Raw genomic sequence first — 22,910 nt, 5'->3', positions numbered from 1 at the left:
ATGTTTCATATTAGTAATAAAAAAATTTTTCCAGGTGATTTGATCTCACGCTTTGATAACCCTGAAGCAGGTGCCGTTGTAACCTTTGAGGGTAAAGTACGAAACCACAATGATGGCAAACGTGTTAGCTCCTTAGAGTACCAGTGCTATAAACCTATGGCGATTAAAGAGGGGAATAACATTCTAAATGATGCGGCTAAAATATTTGATGTTCTGGATGTCTATTGTATCCATGCAGAAGGACATCTTCAAATAGGTGATATTGCAGTTTGGATTATCGTAACATCTAAACATCGAAAAGCGGCCTACGAAGCTAATCAATATATTATAGATAAAGTGAAAAGCTGCGTCCCAATTTGGAAAAGAGAGCATTATGTAAACGAAGATCCTATCTGGGTGGCATGCCATCAGTGTGGGGGTGGGCATCATGCGATATGAACGACAATTAATTCTCAAGGAAGTTGGAAAAGAAGGTCAGGAAAAATTAAGTAATGCAAAGGTATTGGTTGTTGGAGCAGGAGGCCTAGGTGGCTCTCTTCTCCAATATCTGGCCGCTGCAGGAGTAGGTACTATAGGAATTTGTGATAATGACCAAGTAAGTGAAAGTAATCTTCATAGGCAAATTCTTTTTCATGAATCTCAGGTTGGAGATTTAAAACCAATCGCAGCAAGGCGAAATCTCCTAAAACTCAATAGTGAGTGCAATATAATTCCTCATTGTGAACGCTTTGGACCAGTAAATGGCTCCCAATTAATTGAAAAATATGATTTCATTGTTGATTGTAGTGATAATTTTGAAACAAAGTTTTTAATAAATGATTTATCATTTCTAACCAAAAAAAAATTGATTCAAGCAAGTATTTATCAATTTGAAGGACAGTTACAGGTTTTTGATTACTCTGTTGAAAGTAAAAGACCCTGCCTACGTTGTCTTTGGCCACAAGTTCCAGGAAAAAATTGTGTCGGTAATTGTGAAGAGGCTGGAGTATTAGGAATAGTGGCCGGTGTTTTTGGGACGCTACAATGTAATGAAGTCATAAAAATGATTTTGAATTTTGACCAACTTCCACAAGGAGTTTCTCTAACGATAGACCTTAAGACAATGATGATGAGAAAAATTAGATGGTCCAAGCAAATTAATTGTCCCCTTTGTGGTGTGCAGGCAAATATTAAAACGGCAGTTGATTCTCTTGATCTTGAAGATTTTGAAGTCACAAATAAAAACGATTTTTCAAACGTTATTGACCTAAGAAAAACGCCTGAAATAAACCCTTTGACTCTAGATCGTTCAAAGGACTACTTGTTCATCTGTCAAAGAGGAATTAGAAGCTTTAATACTGTAAAAAAACTAAGAAAAATGGGCTATTACAACATCTTTTCTCTCTATGGGGGGGACAATGTCAATTGAGATCTTAGGACTTCTTTTTTTTCTTGTTGCCATCATATATTCCATGGTGGGGTTTGGTGGAGGATCATCATATATCGCAATTCTTTCGATAGCAGGAATTGACTACCTTTTAATTCCACAAATGGCCCTTGTTTGTAATATAGTAGTTGTATCTGGAGGTGCTTATAATTTTAACAAAAAAGGATTATTGTCTTCATCGCTTCTGACACCTCTTTTAATTACTTCGGTGCCTGCGGCACTTTTAGGCGGCTCAATTCCCATTGATAAGATAACATACCAAGGTATTCTCGGAGTTCTTCTTTTTGTAGCAGGAATACTGATGATTTCAACTGAAAAGAACCTGTCTGGCAAAGATCCAAGACCTGGAACAAAAAAAGGTTTTTTTATTTTAGGGGGTATAATTGGTTTTTTCTCAGGTGTAGCTGGGATAGGGGGCGGAATATTTTTGTCGCCACTGCTAAATCTTTTAGGATGGCAAAGACCAAAAAATATAGCTGCAACCGCGTCTCTATTCATCTTAGTTAACTCTATATTTGGTCTGATGGGACAGCTGGGTAAGAATAACTTTCAATTGATTTCTTACAATTCAAAATATCTTCTCTTGATTGTAGCTGTCTTTCTCGGAGGGCAGATAGGTTCTAGAATTTCTACTTCGATTTTATCACATCAAAAAGTCAAAATAGCCTCAGCCTGCTTAATATTGATTGTATCAAGCAGGCTAATCATAAATATCATTTAATATTTTGCGAGCATTTGTAAAAAGCTCCAGTGACCAGTGTCTGTGCTAGAAGCATTTTGATCTTTTTGATAGGAACCAGGCTTAACCAGCGCATAACCAGCGGCAAGTTTTATTGATTTACTCCAATTATAGCCAAGTGTAAGGTCTATTTCGTTACCTAAGTCGTCACTTGTTCCAACTGTTCCTAAAGAAGTACCACCAAAATTGTAAGCCGGACCATCTGTATTATTTCTTTTAAACATATGATAAGACGCCCTGTAGCTCAATTTCTTAAGTGAACCTCCTAAATGAATAACATAACCCTTAATATTTCTTCTTTGATAGAAGTCAGCAAGCCCAAGCCATTTGTGCGCAGTGGGAAATAACTGATCAAAATCTTTACTTGCACTGAAATATTCCGCTCCTAACCGAATATTTAGCTTTTCAAGATTATATCCGAGTTCGATATCAAACTGATTTCCATCTTTCTTTACTCCGCTAATTTTTCTTCCAGTCTGGGTGTTTCCCTCGAACCTATAGTCGAAGCTTTTGATTTTCGACTTTGCTCTCAAACCAAAAGTGTAGATATCAGAATCAGTATTTGAACGATGATCAGCTTTATCAAATATATAAACATCTAGGGCCTTCAATTTTTCTCCAAATGACCCTGAATAGTAGATTCCACTGAAATCAAAATCACCATTGGATGAGGATGATATATTTTCATCAACTAACTTTGATCTAAAAATATCCAATTTGTGACCATCCGTAATTTGAAATACAATTTTTAAAGCGTCAAAACTTCTACCGATATTATGCCATCCTACGGCGCCAACTAAAAGTTGATCTCCATAATTAAACTCTTGACGACCAATAATTGCGCTAAGAGATTCAATTGGTTTCCAGTAAATATAAGCTTGGTGAGTGTCTAGGCCAGTATCATTCAGCGCTCCGCTTGACTGCGAAGATGTTGTGGCCGCTCCGTCATTCGCTGTGACCTCTTCTTGTCCCCACGTTTTGGTAAATTGAGGTTGAAAGAAAAGATAGTTTCCAGTTTCGTCCAGTGTTGCTTTTGCCTGAAGCCTAAAGCGAGAGGCCGTATATGAGAGTCTATCACCTGAATTATCCATAAAATCTTTGTTATTTCTACTCTCTGCTCGGACTCTGGCCTCTAACCCTAAATCTATTTTGGATACTTCCATTGCATAAGTAGAAAATGATAAAATAATTAAAACAAAAATAAATATTGATCTCACAGCGACTCCTTCAAATTTCATTGACGCACAGGTTTAAATACGCAATAATCATATATTTAAAATATATTAAATACTAGTTCTATGAGATTAATAATGATATTGATCAATGTATTAAGTGACTTATGCTTTTAATATTTCTATAGTTATCACTTGAGAAATGGAACCGAAGAGTAGGATCATGAGTTCAATTTACTTAAATGAGGTTGATAGTTTTTTACAAGAAAAAATTGATGGAACGCTATCAAAGCTCCAATCAAATGCAAGTGCCTCTACTATCGAAAATCCAAGTTTAATGCTCAAAAAACTTTTGTTTGCAGCAAAAAAGAATGAGTGGGAAACAGCTCTGATAAGTTCGAAATGGGCCCTTGATGAAAAGGATTTTAAGTTTGCATGTTCCCTGATGAGGCTTGCTTCAGATGAAGCGAAGCATTTACTTTTAATAGAAGAATTAACAGCTGAAGATTTTTCATTTGATGGCAACTATTCGCCCCTATTCAATCATTTAGATCAGATTAATGACACATTTTCAAGAATCGTTACCGGTCCATTTGCAAGAGAATTATTAGCGACAAAAAGGAATGAACTATTTTTAACATTTTGTAAGAAATATAATTTTAGTGAAGTTCTTCAAACTTATGAAAACATTCAAGCAGATGAGCTCCATCATCATGAGATGGGGAAAAAATATTTAAATAACCTTCTTCAAAATGAGGAAGATGTTTTAAGAGCTAAAAAATTAATTGATGATATAATTCAAGTCGTCGACGACATCCAAGAAATGGTTATGCTTAATAAAGGGCTTCACTATTTGCCCGGATGTTAATAAGGAGAATTTTATGGATAAAACAAAGTATTACAAAGAAACAGTGGATAGGTTTTTAGGTGAAGTGAAAACAGTTTGTCATGCAATGATTGAAGGAGAGCATGTGTCTAATTCGCCTGTTGATTTAGTAAAAGAAGCCTTGAAGTATCTAGATGAAAAATACGAAGATTTGAAGAAGCAAGAAATTAATAAAATAAAAGAATCAACTCTGTCGAGTTAAGATCGTGCAAAAAGCCCACTTCATTTTTTATGTTAAAGATCAAGAAAGAAGTTCAAATTTTTATAAAAGTGTATTTAGTACTGAACCCACTCTAAATGTACCTGGAATGACTGAGTTTACTTTAAATGATGGATGTATTTTAGGGCTTATGCCCGAACATGGAATTAAAAAGTTACTGGGAGATGTTATTAGTTATCCGTCATTGGCCAATGGAATGCCTAGATCGGAGTTATATTTGATAGTGGATAATCCAGGTGATTATCACCAAAAGGCCATAAAAACAGGGGCTAAAGAATTGAGCCCATTAATGCAAAGAGATTGGGGAGATACTGCTGCTTATAGTGCTGATCCTGATGGACATATACTGGCTTTCGCTTCGAGAAAGATTAAAAAACAACCATGATTTTGCTAAATTCAAGTACTACTAGGTTTTTCGAAACTTAACTAGCTCGAATATTGCGGTTGCGGTGCGAATGTTATCGCAAATCTCTTCGTCCTTAACAATACCCGAATCTAGGAACTCTTTTTTTATATTTGGATGCAAACCACATATACGAATAAAGCCCATCTTATCCCTAATCATCTTTTGCATAAGGGCAAATATTCTATGGGATGATGTTTTTACTGAAGTAACTTCTCTAAAATATATTATAAAAAATTGACTCAAGTTCTTCAAAGCATTTTTCAAGAGAACCTTCTTTTTTTCCAGCTAACTCTCCCATTAATGAAAAAACACAAAAATCACCCTTTTCAGCTATAAAATAATTATCCTGTTTTTCGCTGTTGCCATTTTTCATTTGAATCCTTATCACCTATTAATATATTTGATATATATCATATCAGGTAACAGATAAATATAATACAGTAATATGGAGATGCAATTGCTCTCTACTTACTTTCTAGTATCAAAAAACTAAAAACTCATTCATAATATATAAATAGCTAGAATGCTAAGCGAGTTCGATTGAGGCTATATTATAGGAAACAGAATGAAGTTAACCCTAAAAACAGATTACGCACTTAGAATATTAATATTTTTACAAAGCAGAGAAAAGGCTACAATTAAAGAAATTGCCGAATATTTTGAAGTTAATAAAAATCACTTAAGTGTCGTTGTAAACAGGTTGTCTGAACTAGGACTTATAACATCTTCTCCTGGGTAAGCGGTAAATGCCCGTCTCAGATATCGCAATTTTTCTCTTGATTAATCAATTTTTAATCGGCCAAGAACTGGCCTTTCAGTGGCAAAAGCCGTTCAAAATCATCAACGGTCTTTGCGTGGGGAAGCTTATCTAACATTCGGTTGAGATAGTCAAATGGATCCAGGCCATTCATCTTGGCCGTTTCGATTAAAGAGTAGTACATCGCACTGGCCTTCGCTCCGTTTACACTAGCGCTAAAAAGCCAATTTTTCCGGCCTATGCAAAATGTCAATTTTAATTGAAAATTCCCCATTTATTTCATTTGAAAATTCCCCACTACTAAGTAAAAAATATATTAATTTCTTTTTAATTGATCTTTTCTGTCCTTTAATCGATAGCTTTCACCTTTAACATTCACAACTGTACAGTGATGTAAAAGTCTATCTAAAACAGCAGATGCAATTACATTGTCTCCAAAAATACTACCCCATTCAGAAAAGCTTTTATTAGAGGTTAATATTATTGAATGCTTTTCATATCGTTTTGATATTAATTGAAAAAACAGATTTGCCCCTTGTTTATCAAATGGTAGATAGCCTACTTCATCGATAATTAGAACTTTGTACTTGGTTAATGTTTTTAGTTTCGTTGCTAAATTATTTTCAAACTGTGATCTATTAAGTGCTGTGATCAATTCGTGGCAATTCATATAGTAACAACTATATTTGTTTCTAACGGCATCCATTCCGAGAGCTATTGATAAATGAGTTTTTCCAACACCTGGTGGCCCTAGTAGTATTACGTTCTCTCCATTTTCTACAAAACGCATTGTCCTCAGTTCATTTATGGTTTTTACATCAATAGAAGGTTGATAATTAAAATCAAATTGTTCAAATGTTTTCCGATAAGGGAATCCCGCAACATTTGTTCTCATTTTAAGCGATTTTTCATCCTTGTGACATCTTTCTTCATTCACTAGATAATCTAATGCTTCTGTTATTGATGCTTGCTCTTTTACTGCTCGTTCTAGATAATTATCTAAAATTTCAGAAATTTTTGTCAGCTTTAATGCCTCTAAATTTTGATTAAGTCTTTCATAGGAAAAGTTCATTGTAATACTCCTTGATAAAAATTTAAGTCTCTTTCTTCAACATTGATATTTAAATCGACGCCAGAAACAGTATGAATCTCATTATTAGTTTTTTTGCTTTCTTTAATTTTTGGGCGATAACCAGAACCATATCGTTTTTCTGCAAGTCCATCTAAATGTTCCGGGTTAGTTATATAAATAGTTCCTAATTCGTTTATGGTATGTTCAGCAATAATTTTTTCTCGATAATAAACAATTATATTTTCTTCACTCAATTTTATTGCGACTTCTTTGTTTACGTATTGATAGGGAACTGAATATTTTTTTGAAAATAAATTAAAATGAGAATCAATAAAAACTTTTCGATAATATATTTTTGATAGATCAAAATATTTATTTTCAACTGTTATTAAGTTTTCATGCTTTAATCTATCAAATGGTTTTTCTTTTATTGTTGAATGAACCTGATTATTAACTTCATTTAACCAGTCTAAGGCCTTACTGTTGAGGTCCTTCAGTGATTTAAATGTTTCCCCATCAAAAAATGAAGTTCGAACATATTTAACAGTGTTTTCAACTTTTCCTTTGGTATTAGGTTTATAAGGGCGTGCTAAAATTGGATTAAAACCATAATAACCAGCAAACTCCATAAATCTTTTATTAAACTCTGAATCTGTGACCCTAAAAGCTCTTCTAATCACAACTGATTTTAAATTATCGTAAAGAATGTCTTTTGTATGTCCACCAAAATATTCAAAAGATTTATTATGGCCCATTAAAAAATTTTCAGTATTGTCGCCATCAAAAAAATGAATAAATTTTGTTCTCGAAAAACCTAGTACAATCACGAAACAACATAATCGAACATCTTTTTTTAAATCCTGATCATATAATTTTCCGAAGTATCCCCAATCAACTTGGGCCTGCTCTCCCGGTAAAGTTTCAAATAAGAGAACTGCTTTTGCCCGATGTTTGTCCTTAATTGTTTTTACATACTTACTAACAATTACATATTCACCGGAATATCCTTGTTGTTTGATTTCTTTGAATAGTTTTTTAGCTGTTAAATTATATTTTTGAAGTCTACCGTCAATATAGGTTTTATAGTCATCTAATTTTGAGGCTGATTTTTTTCTACTATATCCTTGTGGAGGTGTTTCACTATTTAGTAATTTTCGTACAGTCTTTCTGTCAAAATTAAGATTTCTAGATATCTCTGATATATTCAATCCATTATTTTTTAGATTTCTGATCATTCCCCAAACCTTTACACTTAACATTTATTCCTCCATGAAAATTGTTAGTGTTTACATTGTACACTGCTATGCGTGGGGAATTTTCAAATGTAATTTTTGGGGATTATTCAATTAAAATTTACAAAAAGGGCGAATAGCATTCTCAACCCAAGCATTGCTTATATTGAGTCTACCATCTTCCACATAACGGACCAGGTAGTTCCACTCATTGCAAGCGTAGGTAATCGCTTTTCCTGCCCGAGACTCTGGAGTTATCTTCCCTCGAAGTCCGTCGATCCAACTTTTAAACTCTTCCAATAGGGGCAATGACTTCTCTTTTCTAATGTTCTTTTTTTCTTCAGGCGACAGATGGCGGATCTTATCTTCAATTTTGTAGAGTTTCTTGATTCGATCGATTCCTTTCTTTCCAATCCCTTTTCCATTAGAGGTCTTCGACGCCTCAAAGAACTTACGACGACAGTGATCCCAGCATCCTAAGCGATCTAATTTGTACTGCTCACAGGCGCTACTATACCCGTCGTAACCATCCACTTGGAGATAACCCTTAAATCCATCAAGTAGTTCCAATGGAACCGTTCCTGCTCTCCTTGGAGCATAATCAAAAAGAAGAATTGGTTGCTCTCCCGGAGCATGGCGAACCCACATATAACTTTTACTGGTCGCTTTCTTTCCATCTTCTTTAAGAACCTGAACCGTCGTTTCATCCATTTGGATATAGGTATTTGTAAGGAGTTTTTCTTGAAGAAGATTATAGAGAGGTACAAGTTGATCACTCACTTTGATTAACCATCTCGCCATGCTTTGGCGGGTAATCTCTGCACTGATTCTCTTAAAAATATGCTCCTGCCGATAAAGGGGAAGAGCATCACAGTACTTGGCAGTAATGATATAGGCCATTAAGCTTGCCGATGCCATTGACTTAGGAAGAAGCTCAGCTGGGACTGGAGCAATCTTTATAGTTTCGTCACCACCTTCAATTGGCGCATACTTCTTGCGAACAATTCTTCTGACAAAGACCTTCGCGGGAGTTATCTCTAACTTCTCAGTAGCCTCTTCGCCAATACACTTCATCCCTTCCTTTTCTTCGTCGGTAAGGTCTATCACTTCTTCTACTCTGGGTAGCTCTGGAGGAAGAGGACTTCTCTTTCCTCTCTTCTTGCGCTTATAAGTGATCTCCTCATCTTCGTCACCTTCCTCAGTATCCACAACGTCTTCCAGCTCATTGAATAACATTAACTGGTCTTTCGAGGCCTCGGAGGAAGGGCCAAATTTCTTACGTTGTAATAAAAGAATTGTATCTTTTAATTGGGAGATTTCTCGCTCTTTGGAATCGATCTCTTTAATGAATAACTTTTTGAGCTCATTAATGTCGTTCGGTAACTCTTCTATCTTCATTGATAGAAAGGCTACCAAACGAATCTCGATTGGCCAAGGCCATAACTAAACTTTTTGGTAATTTAATGCAGAAAAAGGCGCCTGCCAGGGATTTAGCCCTTCAAGGAACTGCTCAACCTTGGCAATATCGACTACAATCGATTCACCTTCTAGGTGAGAGGGCCATTTAAACTTCTCTTTTTCCAGTTTTTTATACCACATGGCAAAACCACAATGATCCCAGTAGAGAACTTTTAGTCCGTTTCTTTTACTATTACAAAAAATGAAGAGGTAGCGCTCAAAGGGATTGAGTTCCATCACATCTTGGACGATGGCACTCAGTCCCATAATTCCCTTTCTAAAATCCGTGTATGGCCTGTAGAGATAGATCTTTTCAAAATCACTGAGTTTGAGTATCACTTAGTTCTCCCAGAAGCTTGGCGATCCACTTGGCCTCGGGAAGCTTGTCGAAGGTAAGCTTCACTCCCGAGCTCAGCTCAATAGAAATGCAATCATCTTTGGGTGTAATGGGAAGAAAGGGTTCAAACCTTTTTTCATCGGCCCCCAGTAATCCTTCCTTTGAGAGAGTCGACTTTTGGGCACTGAAGGTGCTTTTATTGAGGCCCTGGATTTTACAGTACGCGGATTGGGATAGGCCTGAAGTAGCCTGCCGTTCAATGTGACCTTTCCAGAATTGATGTCAATTTTAATTGAAAATTCCCCATTTATTTCATTTGAAAATTCCCCACTACTAAGTAAAAAATATATTAATTTCTTTTTAATTGATCTTTTCTGTCCTTTAATCGATAGCTTTCACCTTTAACATTCACAACTGTACAGTGATGTAAAAGTCTATCTAAAACAGCAGATGCAATTACATTGTCTCCAAAAATACTACCCCATTCAGAAAAGCTTTTATTAGAGGTTAATATTATTGAATGCTTTTCATATCGTTTTGATATTAATTGAAAAAACAGATTTGCCCCTTGTTTATCAAATGGTAGATAGCCTACTTCATCGATAATTAGAACTTTGTACTTGGTTAATGTTTTTAGTTTCGTTGCTAAATTATTTTCAAACTGTGATCTATTAAGTGCTGTGATCAATTCGTGGCAATTCATATAGTAACAACTATATTTGTTTCTAACGGCATCCATTCCGAGAGCTATTGATAAATGAGTTTTTCCAACACCTGGTGGCCCTAGTAGTATTACGTTCTCTCCATTTTCTACAAAACGCATTGTCCTCAGTTCATTTATGGTTTTTACATCAATAGAAGGTTGATAATTAAAATCAAATTGTTCAAATGTTTTCCGATAAGGGAATCCCGCAACATTTGTTCTCATTTTAAGCGATTTTTCATCCTTGTGACATCTTTCTTCATTCACTAGATAATCTAATGCTTCTGTTATTGATGCTTGCTCTTTTACTGCTCGTTCTAGATAATTATCTAAAATTTCAGAAATTTTTGTCAGCTTTAATGCCTCTAAATTTTGATTAAGTCTTTCATAGGAAAAGTTCATTGTAATACTCCTTGATAAAAATTTAAGTCTCTTTCTTCAACATTGATATTTAAATCGACGCCAGAAACAGTATGAATCTCATTATTAGTTTTTTTGCTTTCTTTAATTTTTGGGCGATAACCAGAACCATATCGTTTTTCTGCAAGTCCATCTAAATGTTCCGGGTTAGTTATATAAATAGTTCCTAATTCGTTTATGGTATGTTCAGCAATAATTTTTTCTCGATAATAAACAATTATATTTTCTTCACTCAATTTTATTGCGACTTCTTTGTTTACGTATTGATAGGGAACTGAATATTTTTTTGAAAATAAATTAAAATGAGAATCAATAAAAACTTTTCGATAATATATTTTTGATAGATCAAAATATTTATTTTCAACTGTTATTAAGTTTTCATGCTTTAATCTATCAAATGGTTTTTCTTTTATTGTTGAATGAACCTGATTATTAACTTCATTTAACCAGTCTAAGGCCTTACTGTTGAGGTCCTTCAGTGATTTAAATGTTTCCCCATCAAAAAATGAAGTTCGAACATATTTAACAGTGTTTTCAACTTTTCCTTTGGTATTAGGTTTATAAGGGCGTGCTAAAATTGGATTAAAACCATAATAACCAGCAAACTCCATAAATCTTTTATTAAACTCTGAATCTGTGACCCTAAAAGCTCTTCTAATCACAACTGATTTTAAATTATCGTAAAGAATGTCTTTTGTATGTCCACCAAAATATTCAAAAGATTTATTATGGCCCATTAAAAAATTTTCAGTATTGTCGCCATCAAAAAAATGAATAAATTTTGTTCTCGAAAAACCTAGTACAATCACGAAACAACATAATCGAACATCTTTTTTTAAATCCTGATCATATAATTTTCCGAAGTATCCCCAATCAACTTGGGCCTGCTCTCCCGGTAAAGTTTCAAATAAGAGAACTGCTTTTGCCCGATGTTTGTCCTTAATTGTTTTTACATACTTACTAACAATTACATATTCACCGGAATATCCTTGTTGTTTGATTTCTTTGAATAGTTTTTTAGCTGTTAAATTATATTTTTGAAGTCTACCGTCAATATAGGTTTTATAGTCATCTAATTTTGAGGCTGATTTTTTTCTACTATATCCTTGTGGAGGTGTTTCACTATTTAGTAATTTTCGTACAGTCTTTCTGTCAAAATTAAGATTTCTAGATATCTCTGATATATTCAATCCATTATTTTTTAGATTTCTGATCATTCCCCAAACCTTTACACTTAACATTTATTCCTCCATGAAAATTGTTAGTGTTTACATTGTACACTGCTATGCGTGGGGAATTTTCAAATGTAATTTTTGGGGATTATTCAATTAAAATTTACATTGACGAGAGTTGGTGAGTTTCATAATTTTCCTCCATGAAAATATTGACTGTTAGTGCCATTATCATCGAGAGAAAATCTTTGGAAAGAGTGTAGTTTATGAACCGCTTACTCTCCTGGACCAAAAGGAGGTATTTCTCTGAAGCCTCAAACACTAAATAAAAATATTGCTGAAATCGTTATGAAATTTGAAGATTTTGACTTGGTAGAATGCTTTAATAGTGAGTCCAACACATGTAATTTGAATCCAGGATGTAAGCTTAAATCAATTTTTGAAAAAGCAAATCGACAATTTGTTAAAGAATTGAAGAAATACAAGGTTCACGATATTGGCCAAAATCTTTAATAATCATTCAGAATAGACAAATTCGGCTCTACATTCTTCCTCATTATTTATTTCCCAAGAACATCTGCTCGAGTCGATTCAGCAATTGCCGCTGCTTCCCCTATGAGATTATCAGGAACACTTAGCTCCTTTAGTGTTGAACCAAGATTTTCAACAACAGCATCAAAATGACTATCGTTCAATCCCTGCTCGACAAGCTTGGCATGTGCGTCACGCATATTTTTCCCGTCGTAACTATTAGGGCCACCAAAGGCATAAGTCAGAAACAAGATTTGCTTTCGTCTCTGTGCATTCATATCGACTCCCTCAAAGAATTTATTGATCCGATCATCTGCCAATACCTTCTTGTAAAACACATCCACGGCTGCATTAACCGCATCTTTTCCACCAATTTGTTCAAATAAAGTCGACATAAACGCCCCTTAACATATATTTTAAATACATATTATGTATGCTAAGCTTAAATACAATTGAAGTAAACAGGAAATTTTTATGCGACTTGCTGGCTTTACCGATTACAGTCTTCGAGTTCTTATCTATCTTGCAGTTAAAAGAGACAAACGCTGCACAGTAGCCGAAATTGCTAACAAGTATCAGATCTCAAAAAATCACCTGGTCAAAGTTGTGCACAACCTGGCTACGATTGGAGTTATCAATTCTTACAAAGGTAAAGGAGGTGGCATCGCCCTCGCCATGACTCCCGAAAATATTAACGTGGGCAAACTCGTGCAAGAATTAGAAAAAGATTTGCACTTGGTCGAATGTTTTGCTATTTCAAAAAGCTGCACTATCGATACTTCATGTAAACTCAAAAGAGCACTGAAACTTGCCGAGCAACAATTCTTTGAAACTCTCAAGGAATATACTCTTGCAGATATTGTGACTAATAAAAGCAAAATCGCTGCTGATCTCTCGCTTTAATTTCATGAACAAACTCATTTATAACCATCATGAAATTTCCATTAATCGACCAAATCAACTGCGAAATAGAAGAGGAAAAGCCATTCTAGCCTTTTTGTTCATCCTTGAACTTCCTCTTTTAATATTTTTACTCATTAAAGTGACATTTTATAGCTTAAATCCCCAAATTCTGGAGGTCAGCCTTGTTTTTCTCTAAGAAGTCGAAATAGTCAGATGACATGGTGATTCCAATAAACTCATCTTCTGTGACTTTTTTCACTTTCTTGCAATAAAATTGATGAACAATTGCCTGACGATCCTTATTTCGCAAAGACTTCCTTTGCAACATTTCAATATCTTCTTTTGTCACATTTTCAAGAGCCTTTGTGACAAGATCTTCAATGGATATTTTACGGCCAAAGTCCTTCTTGTTAATTGTTTCCAAAATCTTTAAGGCATTATCCTTAGTCCCCTTTTTCACCCTAAGAGAAGAGAAACTGTTAGTGTTCTTATTTTTGTTTGTTTCATTCTGCTTTTTCATTATTAACTATCCTTGTTTTTAAATTACTTAATCATTGCTTTTAAAAGATTAAAGGCCTTCATTATTTGTGCATCATCCATTTTGTGAATGAAATTAATTAAGTCCTCCTTATAATCCACAAGTAAATTCTCATCTGAGACCATAAATAAATTAAAATCTTCCATAGTGTAGCCATAAGCGGTTACAAGCCTTTCTACTAATTTGTGATGAAGATCAATTCGCCCATGCTCAGTATGAGAAATAAGAGTGTCTGACTTATCAATGAGAACTCCTGCATTTTTCATTGATAAGTTTTTAGACTTCCTCATAAACCTTAATACCTGTGCTTCCTTAGTAATAACCTTAGAATCACTTCTTCTTTTACGTCTTTTTGGTTTTTCCAAAACAGCCTCCTTTAAAAGTGTAAAGATGCTCTTTGGACAATGAAACATGGTTAAATGGTTGACTACACTATGTAGGCCAAGAGATTGTTGCTAAAAAAATCACTTAGCCAAAATAAAGCCAAACCTAGCCAACGAGTGTCACTTCGTGACATGTCGGGAGTGATGAAGCCGCTAACCTTGATGCTAACTGCCTGAGAATTCTTTCAATGATTTAAAAATGTTAACCATAAACTTAGGGGGCCACCATCGAAAGCAAGAGTTCGATGGTGGTCGGGGGCTGATGCTGGACGAACCACTCACGCCCGTAAGCTATGTATCTGTTTTCATTACACATTTCATTGGAAATCCAAGTGAAAATCAAGCAATTTTGCGGAAACTCTATCTAGATTTTGACCTTTCTAGCTATCAAATTTCAGATTTAACAGGATGGTCACGGACAGCAATCAGCGATTATCTTCGTAAAGCGAAGATCAATAAAGATTCGATCAAATCACCAAGCCCACGTTACGGTGAGCGTGAGGTTTCAGGTGTTCGAGTACCTCATCAAGCTGAACAAAAAGTTATTCAGAGAATCATATCATTAAAATCCAAGGGCCATTCATTTAGAGAAATTGCCGGAGTCCTAACAGAAAGTGGCATTCCTTCTAAGCGTGGTGGCCAATGGTCAAAAACAACAGTCCAAGAAATCTATAAACGTGAACAGGAGAAGAAAAAATGAAAGCAGTAGCAGAAATAGTAGCGGCTATTATTTTATTAGCATCAGGTGGCTACCTTGCACCTAAAGCAGTTGAGGGTTTTAAAAAAGAAGCATTGATGAAAGTTGATGAGGGACTTCCACCGCTTCAAAATTTTACTCAGAGACTCCAGCGATAATACGAAATTTTGAAGGTGACTCACTTTCACTTTCATTTTTGTTACTGATTGTCGCTGTTATTTATTTTTGCTATAAATAACTATGGCAAAAAAGAAAACAACCGCTAAGCAAAAACCAGGAGTTTATGAATTTACAGTCTCACTAGTGAATACAAAGCCACTTGTTTGGAGAAAATTTCTTGCTCATGAGATCATTGATCTTGATGAGCTTCATATGCTCATTCAAATCACAATGGGCTGGAATAATGCTCATTTATATGCTTTTGAAATTAACAGGAAATTCTACTCAGATGAGGAATCAGCCGTAGAGATGGATTACATACCATCCAATGGCATTGAACTTCGAGACGTTCTTGGTTCTTCAAAGAAATTCACTTACACCTACGATTTTGGCGATGATTGGCTTCATGAAATCGAAATAACCAATACTCTAGAAGACGATCCAAAGATGAATTACCCTGTGTGTATTGCCGGAGAAAATGCATGCCCACCTGAAGATTGTGGTGGGCCTCATAGTTTTGAAAATCTAAAAAAAGTGATCTCTGGTAAAAATTCAAAAGAAAAAGATGAATTACTAACTTGGTTAGGCGGATTCTATAATCCTGCCACATTCGACCCAAATTTTGTAAACAAGTTCTTTCTTTGGGACGACAGTCTTTAATTCAGCACCTATTGCCCTAGCCGTGATTTCAGTCGGGTGATAAATCTCTCAGCACGACCTGATCCAGATGCTTCGTTTAGAATCACGGTACGATCATCATAACGAGCAGATTTTGTTAAAACTTGCTCTTGTTTATATTCCTCCACAAATTTATCAATATCAGCACTCGTTTTCATTTTTGGAAAAGTATTCAGATACTCTGGTGTTGAAACAAGTTCAACGAGGTAAGTTCCAATTCCTTTGTCTGCTTTGTAGGCTGCGCCTAGTTCAAATGGAACCCACATTGATCCTTCTGTATTTTTTGAAAAGATAACAATCACATGAGTACACTTATTTAAATTGTTCATTATGTGCTTTGTAATATCGAGAGATGTCTTTGCCATGGGATCAAGAACATCTAGATAATAATTTACATTCTTTGATTGTAGCAATGTTGCCATTCTCTTTGCTTCTGTTTCGTCAGCTCGTCTATGGGAAATAAAAATCATATCTACCTCTAAATTCTTTTTGCTTTAACCAAGTGCCAATAAAACTGACCTAGTGGGGTTAAGCTACATGTTTTATTATTTATTGCTGCCCAGTACAAATGATCTTCACCATCTGGATTGACTAATCCTTGTGCTCTATAGGCTTGAAGTTTTGCGAAAATCTTTTCATTCGGGTGCCCCTTGGGCCTTTCTTCAGGCTCAAATGTTTTATCTAACTGCACTTTATAGTCATGAGTTTTGAATATTGAAGTCATTTCCCTTAGAACTTGAGGATCAATTAAAGGTTTGCAGCGACGAAGGATTGTTGATTTGGAAATATGAGTCTTGAATAAAGGTCTCTGATCCCAAGCTCCAAATATGGGTTCAACATGAGAGTAAACACTTGCAGTGGTAACTATTCCCAGTAAATCTGCGGCTCCACCCCTAAGAGCATCACAGACTAATGAGGTAAACAACCCACTTCCACCTGACTCCATGGCAACCTGATTAGATCGGCTGGCAGTCAGAATGGATACGCCTTCTTTAATAAAGGCCTTATTGTCGATTTCCGGAAGGTTCCCTAGATGTCCACTAAAGCAGCAATCCAGCATAATGATGCATTCTTTGGCTTTTGAGGCATTTGCAAATTTTAAAATATCAGACATCGAAACGCCTTCATCATATTTTTTAGCGTCCTGAGTAACAACATATCCGCCAAGATTATTAGATGTTCCATGGCCTGAGAAATATAGTAATGCCATATCGGCATCGTCTTTAAATAATTTCTCGATGGCTTCCTTCAAACTCGAACGAGTGACATTCGTTTCAGATGAGATCATTTTTTTACAATCAAAATTTGGTGTTCCATCTTCATTTAAAGACGCTAACTCAAAAACTTTATTTGCGTCGTTAATACAACCACTTAATGGTGATCCGTCGTAGTGATCAATACCGACAATTAATGCTCGTCTCATAACCTATCTAGCTCCACCAATTAATTTTTTAAGATTATCCCAAGTCCATGTGTACATCTTATCGGATGTGTTTGCAGCTTTGGGTGCAGTACATGTTTTTTCAGAATATCCTTTCAATAAAAAGTATGGTTTCCCTAACTCTTTTGCGATCTCAAGCTCAGCGGACACTCCTGTTGCTGTATGAGTTTTTTGTCCACACATCACAACCACAATATCTGACTTTTGAATCCTTGGTCTGATTTTGGTTTTCCAATCACCAGTAAGGGCCTGCCTCAACGACTGATCTATAATTTCAAAGGGAGTGTCGGGGTTTTTTGCTTGCCCAACAAGAGCTTCTTTCAGGAATGAATCGTTATCAAAATCAAAACTAATAAATACTTTTTTCACTTTATCTTTCTCCTCTAATAAGTGTGCAGCTAAAAATAAACCACCAACCCAAATAATTGGCTTAGCAATCATTATTTTTTATCCTTTGGCGGACATGGATCATTACCATAACTATTTTTCTCACCAATTTGGCCATTACTCTTGTGAATGACGTGCTCTGTTTCGTCTCGCTTAGCTTGGCGACGGCCTTCTGTCTCAGCATTTGCTTTAGTGCGATGTTGGGAAATTGTCTTTCCGCCCTGTTTGTTTGACCAACCATTCCCACTAGGGACGGTATGAACAGGTTTCTTATTTGCCATGGCTATATCCTCCAAAATATCTGATTAACTTAAGCCGTTTAACCAGAGGGTTACAAAAAAGCTGCCATAATGCAGCTAATATAACTTCATTATGGGTCACCATTCTGGTTAAGTCAAGCAGTTTAAGGAGAATTATTTGATAGCTGAAAAAATATATTCAAGCCCACCACTCTCAGCAGTACCTTTGGAGCCTATCAGTAGCCCTTGTCCAAGTAATTTTTTAAGCTTCATACTAGCATTTGGAGCAGAAAACTTGAACTTATCCGCAATTATAGATGTAGTTACAGATTCATTTTTTATAATGAAATCAAATAGTTTCTTCATGTCATCATTAAGATCAAGGCCTAATAAGCTCCAGCTCTTGCCCTCATATACGAAAAGGGGTTGTTCTTTTGCTCTAGCTGCATATTCCCAATTGTCTTGAAGGTCTTTTGAAGCAAAATCTTTTAGATAAAAGCCAACCTCTCCACGTTTTGCCTTTGCTAACGAAATCACACTTTCTCTAGCAAAAGAGGCATCCATCATTTCCATGCCATCAAATGATATTCCAAAAATTTTGGTTTCGGGGTGCTCATCTAATACTGATTGTAATTTTTGATAGGTTTCTCGTCCGATATTATTACCAAAGCCAATACTTTTACCAACAACATCACGTAGTTTTATAATAATCTTTTTCTGTTTCATCTGTTTAATTTAACCAGAAGTCATAATTTTAGTCAATATTGAAATCAAAACAAATATGTGTACCACATATTTTTACAAGATTCGTTTTCGATATAACTTGTTTTAAATCACCATTCTCAAACAAGAACTCTAGACTAAATCGTTCTTGTCGTACTGAATACTTCGCCTTAAATTTAAGGGCATGCTCTCTACTACTTTTAAATCCTAGACCACGGCCCGCTCCATATCTACTAATTAACCCGTCAGACATAACTCTTGTAACCAGAGCAATATCGTTATCAATATTTTCATCACGGTATAACTTATAAAGCTCTTTGTGATGGCTTTGTAGAGAGGGACGAAGAGTTGAAGCAATACCAAGACCACTATCAGAAATAACAGTTTGAATATGTGGCCTACTCCCCAAATACTTTTGTAATCCAGCAAAACCTTTAAGCTCTGTACTGCTATGTTCTTGAATGTTGCCTGTTAGTTCAGCAAAGATTGTAGAGACTGCCGCTTTATATTCATTACTAGTTAAATTGACGAATTTGTTAGTTAATCTAGTTACAAGCTGATCCTTTGCGTCCTCATCTTCATGAGGAGTAACCTCTCCAATTTCTACAAGATTTTTGCTATTATCTTTATGAGATTTAGCTGTTGATTGTTTTGGTCTATCAGGGAGCACTTTAACCTTTTCATCAAGATGATCAAAAAAACCAGCTCTATTCAAGTAATGCTTCAGACTTCCATTATTACTAAAATCTATTGAAACACCTTTTCCGGAATAAGCTAACTGATTACAAAGAGCAAGGAATCGAGCCAAAGCATCTAATAAAAAACTACATCCATCCGGTAAAATAAAAGTGACGGATGATGTCTTATCAACGTCACTCTCAGCATTTTGCAATGATGTTTCAAATGAATCACAATCAACCCAGCACCCTGAAAATGTAACAATTGATTCATCTTGGGGAAGTAAAGTCCATTTGTAAGTAGCCTTATCTTGTACAAATATATCCGGAGTATAGTGAAGAATCTGATTCACTTCCTTTGTTGTACAACCGAGTTCCTTAGCGATATCTTTTGCTTTCGACTCAGGATTCATTTTTAAGTAAGCTTTAACTTCTTCAATCATTATTTTGAGATGTCCTTAATTTCAAATCCACCTTTTAACAAAAACTCTTTCAGAAGTTCCTGAACTTTAATATTTACTTCAAAGGCGGCTAGTTCTTCACCAGACACTTTTTCAAAGTATTCCTTTGCTTTTGCCTTATTTACAGTATTTTTCAGATCATCGAAGCGACCAAACTCATTAAGGTTTTGCTCCGTAACCGTAGAAGTTAAAAGAGTTTTAAGTTTATTTAAATCTAAGCCTAAAACTTGACATATTTTTTTTATTTGTAAATCAGTGGCATCCGTTTGATATTGAATAACATATTCTCGAAATGTTTTTCCTGATTCAAGTTTGGCATCTCCTTTTTGAACATCATGAAGAAAGATATTTGCATATTTTTGCTCATCTTGAGTTAGGGATGCAAAAGATTTGTGCAGCTCATTCAAAACATCTTCTAGTTGTTCTTTTGAGACGTTCTTATTTTCAAGTAACTTTAGATACTTCTCAAATCTATCGTTCATATATTTACTGTCGATTAGACCAGTATCTATAGTCGTTAAATAACCATCAATATCATAAGGGACACTACCTACAGAACCACCAGAAGAACCTCCTGCTAATTCCTTGTAACGTTGAACAAGAGTCAAAAATGTATTTTCATCTATAACAACTTCAATTGATTTTTCAGCAAATTCATACTTTGACTGTTGCCAATCAAAGCCTTGAATTTTCGCAGCTTCTAAATGGACATTAAACTCTTTAAAAAGTTTAGCAAATTGACCGCACTCAGAAGAGTTTGTCGGTAATTTATCAAAATTTGGAAATCCAGCACTCGCAAAAAGAGTCGCAACATCATTGAAAATTCTATTCATTTTTTCAAGATTTGAGTCAAGATGCTGAACAAATAAAGCAAGTGGTTTTTCACCTGAATAGAGTTTAACGGCTTTATCTATTTTTTCTTCCATCGTATGAGGTTTTCTGTAATATCGTATTGTTCCAAATGGTTTGTCTGGCCCAAACAAACGGTTGGTGCGTGAAAAGGCTTGAATAATATTTTCGTATTGAAGAATTTTATCCATGTAGAGAGTATTAATCCATTTTGAATCAAAACCTGTAAGCATTTGATCAACAACAATCAATAAATCAATTTTCTTCTCATGCTCATTCTCAATCCGTTCATAAGGCCTTTTATGAGCTAGTCTTGAAGCAATATCCTTTTTGAATCTTGAAAATGTGGCAAGATTAAAATTCATCTTATAGCGATCATTGTAGTCAGTAATGAGTTCGACTAATCCATCTTCCTTCAGCTGAATATTACCACCGTTATCTATGTTAGGGTCAAATAACGCCGTTACCTTCAACTCGGGGTTCTTGGTTTTAATTAACCGATAGTATTGTATAGCTTCTGGGATACTACTTGTTGCAAATATAGCATGAAATTTACCACCGCGACTTAATCGCACCCAATTATCTAAAATATCTTGAACAACCATCTCTTGGTGTTCAGTTCGTTCATATTGAGTTGATGGTAGGTTTTTCTCGACCTCTATCATCGAAACTTCGTTACTCATCCAATGGTAATAGACCTTACTTTTCTTATCGTTTGCAATAGCTTCTTGCTCTGTTTTAGCTTTTGCCTTTTCTAGCGCAACTGCACGTCTTACATCAATATCCCTATGGCTTAATACTTTATAAGGGTCAAAACCAAGTACGTTTTTATCTCTAATTCCATCAGCAATACTATAGCGATGGAGTTCATTTCCAAAAATAGTTGAAGTCGTGCTGAGTTTCTTTTTATTTTCGTCTTGAATTGGAGTCCCCGTAAAACCAAAGAAAATAGCTAAGGGAAATGTTTTTTTAATATCTTTTAGCATATCCCCAAATGTAGAGCGATGAGCCTCATCCACGATAAAGACAATTCTCTTTTGGTTGATTAGTTCAATATCCTTAGCGTTCCTTCCACCATCTTCACTTTGGATATTACTCATTTTTTGAATCGAAGTAACAATCAATGTATTAGCGTGGTCATTACTTTTTAACTTAGAAATCAAGACTCCTGTATTCTCTGTAGCCTGTACATCTTCGCCTTCTTCAGCGAAACCTTGATATTCTCGAAGTGATTGGACGCCTAACTCAATTCGATCCATAAGAAAAATAACCTTATCAGCATCTTTTGAGTTTGAAATAAGTTGCGCTGATTTGAAGCTTGTCATGGTCTTTCCAGAACCTGTGGTATGCCAAATAAAACCACCATATTGATCTTTCGTTTTCCAATTAACTTTAGACACTCTATCTGAGATGGCATTGGCCGCATTATACTGATAACTTCTCATTACTTTGAGAACACCATCCGTATCATCCGCAACCGTATAAAAACCAATTAGCTGATGGGCCATTGGGATATTTAGTAGAGCATAGGTTGCTGTTTTCCAGTCATTGATTGGTTCATTGTTAAAGTCGGCCCAATGAAAATAGAAATCTTTGTTAAACTTTCCATCAGGCCCGGGGTTAGCAAAATAAACCATCTCATTTGGTTCCATTGCCACAAAAACTTGAACAAGTGAAAATAGCCCTGTGAAAATAGCCTGATTAGAGTATTTTTCAATTTGGTTATATGCCTGACTTACAGGAACACCACCTTTTTTCAGCTCAATATGGATGACAGGCATACCATTAATTAAAAGCATGAGATCACCACGACGATCATTTAAAATAGGTGATTTACTTTTAAATTTTGGCTGTTGAACAATTTGGTAACGACTTGTACCACCAGCAATCTCGCTTCGGTCATAAATTTTAAGACTTACTTCTTTACCAAAATGAGCTTTGTCTTCTTCATTATCTCTTTTTATTGAGACAGTTTTTCCGTTAATGAATCCATTAAGTTTTAATGGAGTTCTCAGTGTATTGATCTGCTCTAAGATTTGTTGCATTTCTCCATTAGTTAGGGGGTATTTATCAAGACGGTCAATTCCTCGATTATTTTCAAAAAGGATACTCGCCCAGTTTTTCAGAAGATCCTCTTCTGTTGGGTACTTGATTACGTCTTCCTCCCAACCATTTTGGATAAGAATCTGAATTACAGCATTTTCAAAATCTAATTCATTTGTGAATGTCATTTATCTAAGTTCC

Annotated in this window: 32 protein-coding genes; 12 read left to right on the top strand and 20 right to left on the bottom strand. The window is 35.3% G+C overall.

Annotation, left to right across the window (positions count from 1 at the left end):
• The 3 genes from H6622_07900 to H6622_07890 are packed head-to-tail and all read left to right on the top strand — an operon-like array spanning position 1 to position 2,147.
• Positions 1 to 438 carry a molybdenum cofactor biosynthesis protein MoaE gene (locus H6622_07900; GenBank protein ID MCB9061427.1) on the top strand — a complete coding sequence of 146 codons (438 nt, stop codon included), beginning with the start codon at positions 1 to 3 and terminating at the stop codon, positions 436 to 438.
• Positions 428 to 1,408, top strand: coding sequence for a ThiF family adenylyltransferase (locus H6622_07895; protein ID MCB9061426.1), 981 nt, complete (start codon positions 428 to 430; stop codon positions 1,406 to 1,408). Before H6622_07900 ends, H6622_07895 begins: the two co-directional genes overlap by 11 nt.
• Positions 1,398 to 2,147, top strand: coding sequence for a sulfite exporter TauE/SafE family protein (locus H6622_07890; protein ID MCB9061425.1), 750 nt, complete (start codon positions 1,398 to 1,400; stop codon positions 2,145 to 2,147). The genes H6622_07895 and H6622_07890 overlap by 11 nt, the downstream gene beginning before the upstream one ends.
• On the opposite strand, the gene H6622_07885 is transcribed toward H6622_07890, so the two are convergent.
• Positions 2,144 to 3,382 carry an alginate export family protein gene (locus tag H6622_07885; GenBank protein ID MCB9061424.1) on the bottom strand — a complete coding sequence of 413 codons (1,239 nt, stop codon included), beginning with the start codon at positions 3,380 to 3,382 and terminating at the stop codon, positions 2,144 to 2,146. The two genes, H6622_07890 and H6622_07885, sit on opposite strands and share 4 nt — an antisense overlap.
• A 178-nt stretch (positions 3,383 to 3,560) precedes the next feature.
• Between H6622_07885 and H6622_07880 the strand changes: the two genes are divergently transcribed.
• Genes H6622_07880 through H6622_07870 form a run of 3 tightly spaced genes read left to right on the top strand, consistent with a single transcriptional unit; the run spans position 3,561 to position 4,828 of the window.
• Positions 3,561 to 4,205 (top strand): hypothetical protein, encoded by a 645-nt coding sequence (locus H6622_07880; protein ID MCB9061423.1) that lies wholly within the window; start codon positions 3,561 to 3,563, stop codon positions 4,203 to 4,205.
• A gap of 13 nt (positions 4,206 to 4,218) precedes the next feature.
• Positions 4,219 to 4,425 carry a hypothetical protein gene (locus tag H6622_07875; protein MCB9061422.1) on the top strand — a complete coding sequence of 69 codons (207 nt, stop codon included), beginning with the start codon at positions 4,219 to 4,221 and terminating at the stop codon, positions 4,423 to 4,425.
• A gap of 4 nt (positions 4,426 to 4,429) precedes the next feature.
• The gene (locus H6622_07870; protein ID MCB9061421.1) at positions 4,430 to 4,828 is read left to right on the top strand and encodes a glyoxalase; all 399 of its coding nucleotides are present in this window, start codon (positions 4,430 to 4,432) and stop codon (positions 4,826 to 4,828) included.
• A gap of 235 nt (positions 4,829 to 5,063) precedes the next feature.
• Here H6622_07870 and H6622_07865 read toward each other — a convergent pair whose 3' ends face one another.
• Positions 5,064 to 5,222, bottom strand: a complete 159-nt coding sequence (locus H6622_07865; GenBank protein ID MCB9061420.1) for a hypothetical protein — start codon at positions 5,220 to 5,222, stop codon at positions 5,064 to 5,066.
• A 192-nt stretch (positions 5,223 to 5,414) separates the two neighbouring features.
• Here H6622_07865 and H6622_07860 point away from each other — a divergent pair, with 192 nt between their 5' ends.
• Positions 5,415 to 5,588 (top strand): Rrf2 family transcriptional regulator, encoded by a 174-nt coding sequence (locus H6622_07860; protein MCB9061419.1) that lies wholly within the window; start codon positions 5,415 to 5,417, stop codon positions 5,586 to 5,588.
• Between the two features lie 52 nt (positions 5,589 to 5,640).
• On the opposite strand, the gene H6622_07855 is transcribed toward H6622_07860, so the two are convergent.
• From H6622_07855 to H6622_07825, 7 genes are all read right to left on the bottom strand, one after another.
• The gene (locus H6622_07855; protein MCB9061418.1) at positions 5,641 to 5,880 is read right to left on the bottom strand and encodes a transposase domain-containing protein; all 240 of its coding nucleotides are present in this window, start codon (positions 5,878 to 5,880) and stop codon (positions 5,641 to 5,643) included.
• Positions 5,881 to 5,922: 42 nt separating this feature from the next.
• On the bottom strand, positions 5,923 to 6,678 hold the full coding sequence (locus H6622_07850) for an ATP-binding protein (protein ID MCB9061417.1): 756 nt from the start codon (positions 6,676 to 6,678) through the stop codon (positions 5,923 to 5,925).
• The gene (locus H6622_07845) at positions 6,675 to 7,937 is read right to left on the bottom strand and encodes an IS21 family transposase (protein MCB9061416.1); all 1,263 of its coding nucleotides are present in this window, start codon (positions 7,935 to 7,937) and stop codon (positions 6,675 to 6,677) included. Before H6622_07845 ends, H6622_07850 begins: the two co-directional genes overlap by 4 nt.
• A gap of 87 nt (positions 7,938 to 8,024) precedes the next feature.
• The gene (locus H6622_07840) at positions 8,025 to 9,308 is read right to left on the bottom strand and encodes an IS66 family transposase (protein MCB9061415.1); all 1,284 of its coding nucleotides are present in this window, start codon (positions 9,306 to 9,308) and stop codon (positions 8,025 to 8,027) included.
• 45 nt (positions 9,309 to 9,353) lie between these two features.
• Positions 9,354 to 9,707, bottom strand: a complete 354-nt coding sequence (gene tnpB / locus H6622_07835) for an IS66 family insertion sequence element accessory protein TnpB (GenBank protein ID MCB9061414.1) — start codon at positions 9,705 to 9,707, stop codon at positions 9,354 to 9,356.
• A gap of 347 nt (positions 9,708 to 10,054) precedes the next feature.
• The gene (locus tag H6622_07830) at positions 10,055 to 10,810 is read right to left on the bottom strand and encodes an ATP-binding protein (GenBank protein MCB9061413.1); all 756 of its coding nucleotides are present in this window, start codon (positions 10,808 to 10,810) and stop codon (positions 10,055 to 10,057) included.
• Positions 10,807 to 12,069 (bottom strand): IS21 family transposase, encoded by a 1,263-nt coding sequence (locus H6622_07825; protein MCB9061412.1) that lies wholly within the window; start codon positions 12,067 to 12,069, stop codon positions 10,807 to 10,809. Before H6622_07825 ends, H6622_07830 begins: the two co-directional genes overlap by 4 nt.
• 279 nt (positions 12,070 to 12,348) lie before the next feature.
• Between H6622_07825 and H6622_07820 the strand changes: the two genes are divergently transcribed.
• On the top strand, positions 12,349 to 12,513 hold the full coding sequence (locus H6622_07820; protein MCB9061411.1) for a hypothetical protein: 165 nt from the start codon (positions 12,349 to 12,351) through the stop codon (positions 12,511 to 12,513).
• Between the two features lie 47 nt (positions 12,514 to 12,560).
• Here the strand turns inward: H6622_07820 and H6622_07815 are convergent, their stop codons facing one another.
• Entirely contained in the window at positions 12,561 to 12,926 is a 366-nt protein-coding gene (locus H6622_07815; protein ID MCB9061410.1) for a group 1 truncated hemoglobin, read from the bottom strand.
• Between the two features lie 79 nt (positions 12,927 to 13,005).
• Between H6622_07815 and H6622_07810 the strand changes: the two genes are divergently transcribed.
• Complete coding sequence (locus H6622_07810) at positions 13,006 to 13,434, top strand: Rrf2 family transcriptional regulator (GenBank protein MCB9061409.1); 429 nt, start codon at positions 13,006 to 13,008, stop codon at positions 13,432 to 13,434.
• A gap of 154 nt (positions 13,435 to 13,588) precedes the next feature.
• Here the strand turns inward: H6622_07810 and H6622_07805 are convergent, their stop codons facing one another.
• Together H6622_07805 and H6622_07800 are read right to left on the bottom strand one after the other, a co-directional pair.
• On the bottom strand, positions 13,589 to 13,954 hold the full coding sequence (locus H6622_07805; protein MCB9061408.1) for a hypothetical protein: 366 nt from the start codon (positions 13,952 to 13,954) through the stop codon (positions 13,589 to 13,591).
• A gap of 23 nt (positions 13,955 to 13,977) precedes the next feature.
• Positions 13,978 to 14,337 (bottom strand): helix-turn-helix domain-containing protein, encoded by a 360-nt coding sequence (locus tag H6622_07800; protein ID MCB9061407.1) that lies wholly within the window; start codon positions 14,335 to 14,337, stop codon positions 13,978 to 13,980.
• A 280-nt stretch (positions 14,338 to 14,617) separates the two neighbouring features.
• Between H6622_07800 and H6622_07795 the strand changes: the two genes are divergently transcribed.
• The 3 genes from H6622_07795 to H6622_07785 all read left to right on the top strand — a co-directional run bounded on the left by H6622_07795 (position 14,618) and on the right by H6622_07785 (position 15,871).
• Positions 14,618 to 15,055, top strand: coding sequence for a recombinase family protein (locus H6622_07795; protein MCB9061406.1), 438 nt, complete (start codon positions 14,618 to 14,620; stop codon positions 15,053 to 15,055).
• Complete coding sequence (locus H6622_07790; GenBank protein MCB9061405.1) at positions 15,052 to 15,210, top strand: hypothetical protein; 159 nt, start codon at positions 15,052 to 15,054, stop codon at positions 15,208 to 15,210. The genes H6622_07795 and H6622_07790 overlap by 4 nt, the downstream gene beginning before the upstream one ends.
• Positions 15,211 to 15,292: 82 nt before the next feature.
• Positions 15,293 to 15,871, top strand: coding sequence for a plasmid pRiA4b ORF-3 family protein (locus H6622_07785; GenBank protein MCB9061404.1), 579 nt, complete (start codon positions 15,293 to 15,295; stop codon positions 15,869 to 15,871).
• An 8-nt stretch (positions 15,872 to 15,879) separates the two neighbouring features.
• On the opposite strand, the gene H6622_07780 is transcribed toward H6622_07785, so the two are convergent.
• From H6622_07780 to H6622_07745, 8 genes are all read right to left on the bottom strand, one after another.
• Positions 15,880 to 16,359, bottom strand: a complete 480-nt coding sequence (locus tag H6622_07780; protein ID MCB9061403.1) for a toll/interleukin-1 receptor domain-containing protein — start codon at positions 16,357 to 16,359, stop codon at positions 15,880 to 15,882.
• Between the two features lie 8 nt (positions 16,360 to 16,367).
• Positions 16,368 to 17,312: a caspase family protein gene (locus H6622_07775; protein MCB9061402.1), complete on the bottom strand. Its 945-nt coding sequence runs from the start codon at positions 17,310 to 17,312 to the stop codon at positions 16,368 to 16,370.
• 3 nt (positions 17,313 to 17,315) lie between these two features.
• On the bottom strand, positions 17,316 to 17,771 hold the full coding sequence (locus H6622_07770; GenBank protein MCB9061401.1) for a TIR domain-containing protein: 456 nt from the start codon (positions 17,769 to 17,771) through the stop codon (positions 17,316 to 17,318).
• Positions 17,771 to 17,998: a DUF2188 domain-containing protein gene (locus H6622_07765; GenBank protein ID MCB9061400.1), complete on the bottom strand. Its 228-nt coding sequence runs from the start codon at positions 17,996 to 17,998 to the stop codon at positions 17,771 to 17,773. Before H6622_07765 ends, H6622_07770 begins: the two co-directional genes overlap by 1 nt.
• A 132-nt stretch (positions 17,999 to 18,130) precedes the next feature.
• Positions 18,131 to 18,682, bottom strand: coding sequence for a DNA-binding protein (locus H6622_07760; GenBank protein MCB9061399.1), 552 nt, complete (start codon positions 18,680 to 18,682; stop codon positions 18,131 to 18,133).
• A 28-nt stretch (positions 18,683 to 18,710) separates the two neighbouring features.
• Positions 18,711 to 19,487 (bottom strand): ATP-binding protein, encoded by a 777-nt coding sequence (locus H6622_07755; protein ID MCB9061398.1) that lies wholly within the window; start codon positions 19,485 to 19,487, stop codon positions 18,711 to 18,713.
• 5 nt (positions 19,488 to 19,492) lie between these two features.
• A complete protein-coding gene (locus H6622_07750) occupies positions 19,493 to 19,675 on the bottom strand; it encodes a hypothetical protein (GenBank protein ID MCB9061397.1) in 183 nt (60 codons plus the stop codon).
• Between the two features lie 123 nt (positions 19,676 to 19,798).
• A complete protein-coding gene (locus tag H6622_07745; GenBank protein ID MCB9061396.1) occupies positions 19,799 to 22,897 on the bottom strand; it encodes a type I restriction endonuclease subunit R in 3,099 nt (1,032 codons plus the stop codon).
• Between the last annotated feature and the right edge of the window lie 13 nt (positions 22,898 to 22,910).

It is taken from the genome of Halobacteriovoraceae bacterium, assembly GCA_020635115.1.
Classification (GTDB): Bacteria; Bdellovibrionota; Bacteriovoracia; order Bacteriovoracales; family Bacteriovoracaceae; genus JACKAK01.
Note: the sequence above shows the minus strand (reverse complement) of the source record. Positions and strands in the feature narration are given on the sequence as shown.

Excerpts from the sequence above, each read along its gene's own strand:
- H6622_07900 (MCB9061427.1), top strand. The coding sequence starts at position 1 with ATGTTTCATATTAGTAATAAAAAAATTTTTCCAGGTGATTTGATCTCA.
- H6622_07895 (MCB9061426.1), top strand. The coding sequence starts at position 428 with ATGCGATATGAACGACAATTAATTCTCAAGGAAGTTGGAAAAGAAGGT.
- H6622_07890 (MCB9061425.1), top strand. The coding sequence starts at position 1,398 with ATGTCAATTGAGATCTTAGGACTTCTTTTTTTTCTTGTTGCCATCATA.
- H6622_07880 (MCB9061423.1), top strand. The coding sequence starts at position 3,561 with ATGAGTTCAATTTACTTAAATGAGGTTGATAGTTTTTTACAAGAAAAA.
- H6622_07875 (MCB9061422.1), top strand. The coding sequence starts at position 4,219 with ATGGATAAAACAAAGTATTACAAAGAAACAGTGGATAGGTTTTTAGGT.
- H6622_07865 (MCB9061420.1), bottom strand. The coding sequence starts at position 5,222 with ATGAAAAATGGCAACAGCGAAAAACAGGATAATTATTTTATAGCTGAA.
- H6622_07860 (MCB9061419.1), top strand. The coding sequence starts at position 5,415 with ATGAAGTTAACCCTAAAAACAGATTACGCACTTAGAATATTAATATTT.
- H6622_07855 (MCB9061418.1), bottom strand. The coding sequence starts at position 5,880 with ATGGGGAATTTTCAATTAAAATTGACATTTTGCATAGGCCGGAAAAAT.
- H6622_07850 (MCB9061417.1), bottom strand. The coding sequence starts at position 6,678 with ATGAACTTTTCCTATGAAAGACTTAATCAAAATTTAGAGGCATTAAAG.
- H6622_07845 (MCB9061416.1), bottom strand. The coding sequence starts at position 7,937 with ATGTTAAGTGTAAAGGTTTGGGGAATGATCAGAAATCTAAAAAATAAT.
- H6622_07840 (MCB9061415.1), bottom strand. The coding sequence starts at position 9,308 with ATGAAGATAGAAGAGTTACCGAACGACATTAATGAGCTCAAAAAGTTA.
- H6622_07830 (MCB9061413.1), bottom strand. The coding sequence starts at position 10,810 with ATGAACTTTTCCTATGAAAGACTTAATCAAAATTTAGAGGCATTAAAG.
- H6622_07825 (MCB9061412.1), bottom strand. The coding sequence starts at position 12,069 with ATGTTAAGTGTAAAGGTTTGGGGAATGATCAGAAATCTAAAAAATAAT.
- H6622_07820 (MCB9061411.1), top strand. The coding sequence starts at position 12,349 with ATGAAATTTGAAGATTTTGACTTGGTAGAATGCTTTAATAGTGAGTCC.
- H6622_07815 (MCB9061410.1), bottom strand. The coding sequence starts at position 12,926 with ATGTCGACTTTATTTGAACAAATTGGTGGAAAAGATGCGGTTAATGCA.
- H6622_07810 (MCB9061409.1), top strand. The coding sequence starts at position 13,006 with ATGCGACTTGCTGGCTTTACCGATTACAGTCTTCGAGTTCTTATCTAT.
- H6622_07805 (MCB9061408.1), bottom strand. The coding sequence starts at position 13,954 with ATGAAAAAGCAGAATGAAACAAACAAAAATAAGAACACTAACAGTTTC.
- H6622_07795 (MCB9061406.1), top strand. The coding sequence starts at position 14,618 with ATGCTGGACGAACCACTCACGCCCGTAAGCTATGTATCTGTTTTCATT.
- H6622_07790 (MCB9061405.1), top strand. The coding sequence starts at position 15,052 with ATGAAAGCAGTAGCAGAAATAGTAGCGGCTATTATTTTATTAGCATCA.
- H6622_07785 (MCB9061404.1), top strand. The coding sequence starts at position 15,293 with ATGGCAAAAAAGAAAACAACCGCTAAGCAAAAACCAGGAGTTTATGAA.
- H6622_07780 (MCB9061403.1), bottom strand. The coding sequence starts at position 16,359 with ATGATTTTTATTTCCCATAGACGAGCTGACGAAACAGAAGCAAAGAGA.
- H6622_07775 (MCB9061402.1), bottom strand. The coding sequence starts at position 17,312 with ATGAGACGAGCATTAATTGTCGGTATTGATCACTACGACGGATCACCA.
- H6622_07770 (MCB9061401.1), bottom strand. The coding sequence starts at position 17,771 with ATGATTGCTAAGCCAATTATTTGGGTTGGTGGTTTATTTTTAGCTGCA.
- H6622_07765 (MCB9061400.1), bottom strand. The coding sequence starts at position 17,998 with ATGGCAAATAAGAAACCTGTTCATACCGTCCCTAGTGGGAATGGTTGG.
- H6622_07760 (MCB9061399.1), bottom strand. The coding sequence starts at position 18,682 with ATGAAACAGAAAAAGATTATTATAAAACTACGTGATGTTGTTGGTAAA.
- H6622_07745 (MCB9061396.1), bottom strand. The coding sequence starts at position 22,897 with ATGACATTCACAAATGAATTAGATTTTGAAAATGCTGTAATTCAGATT.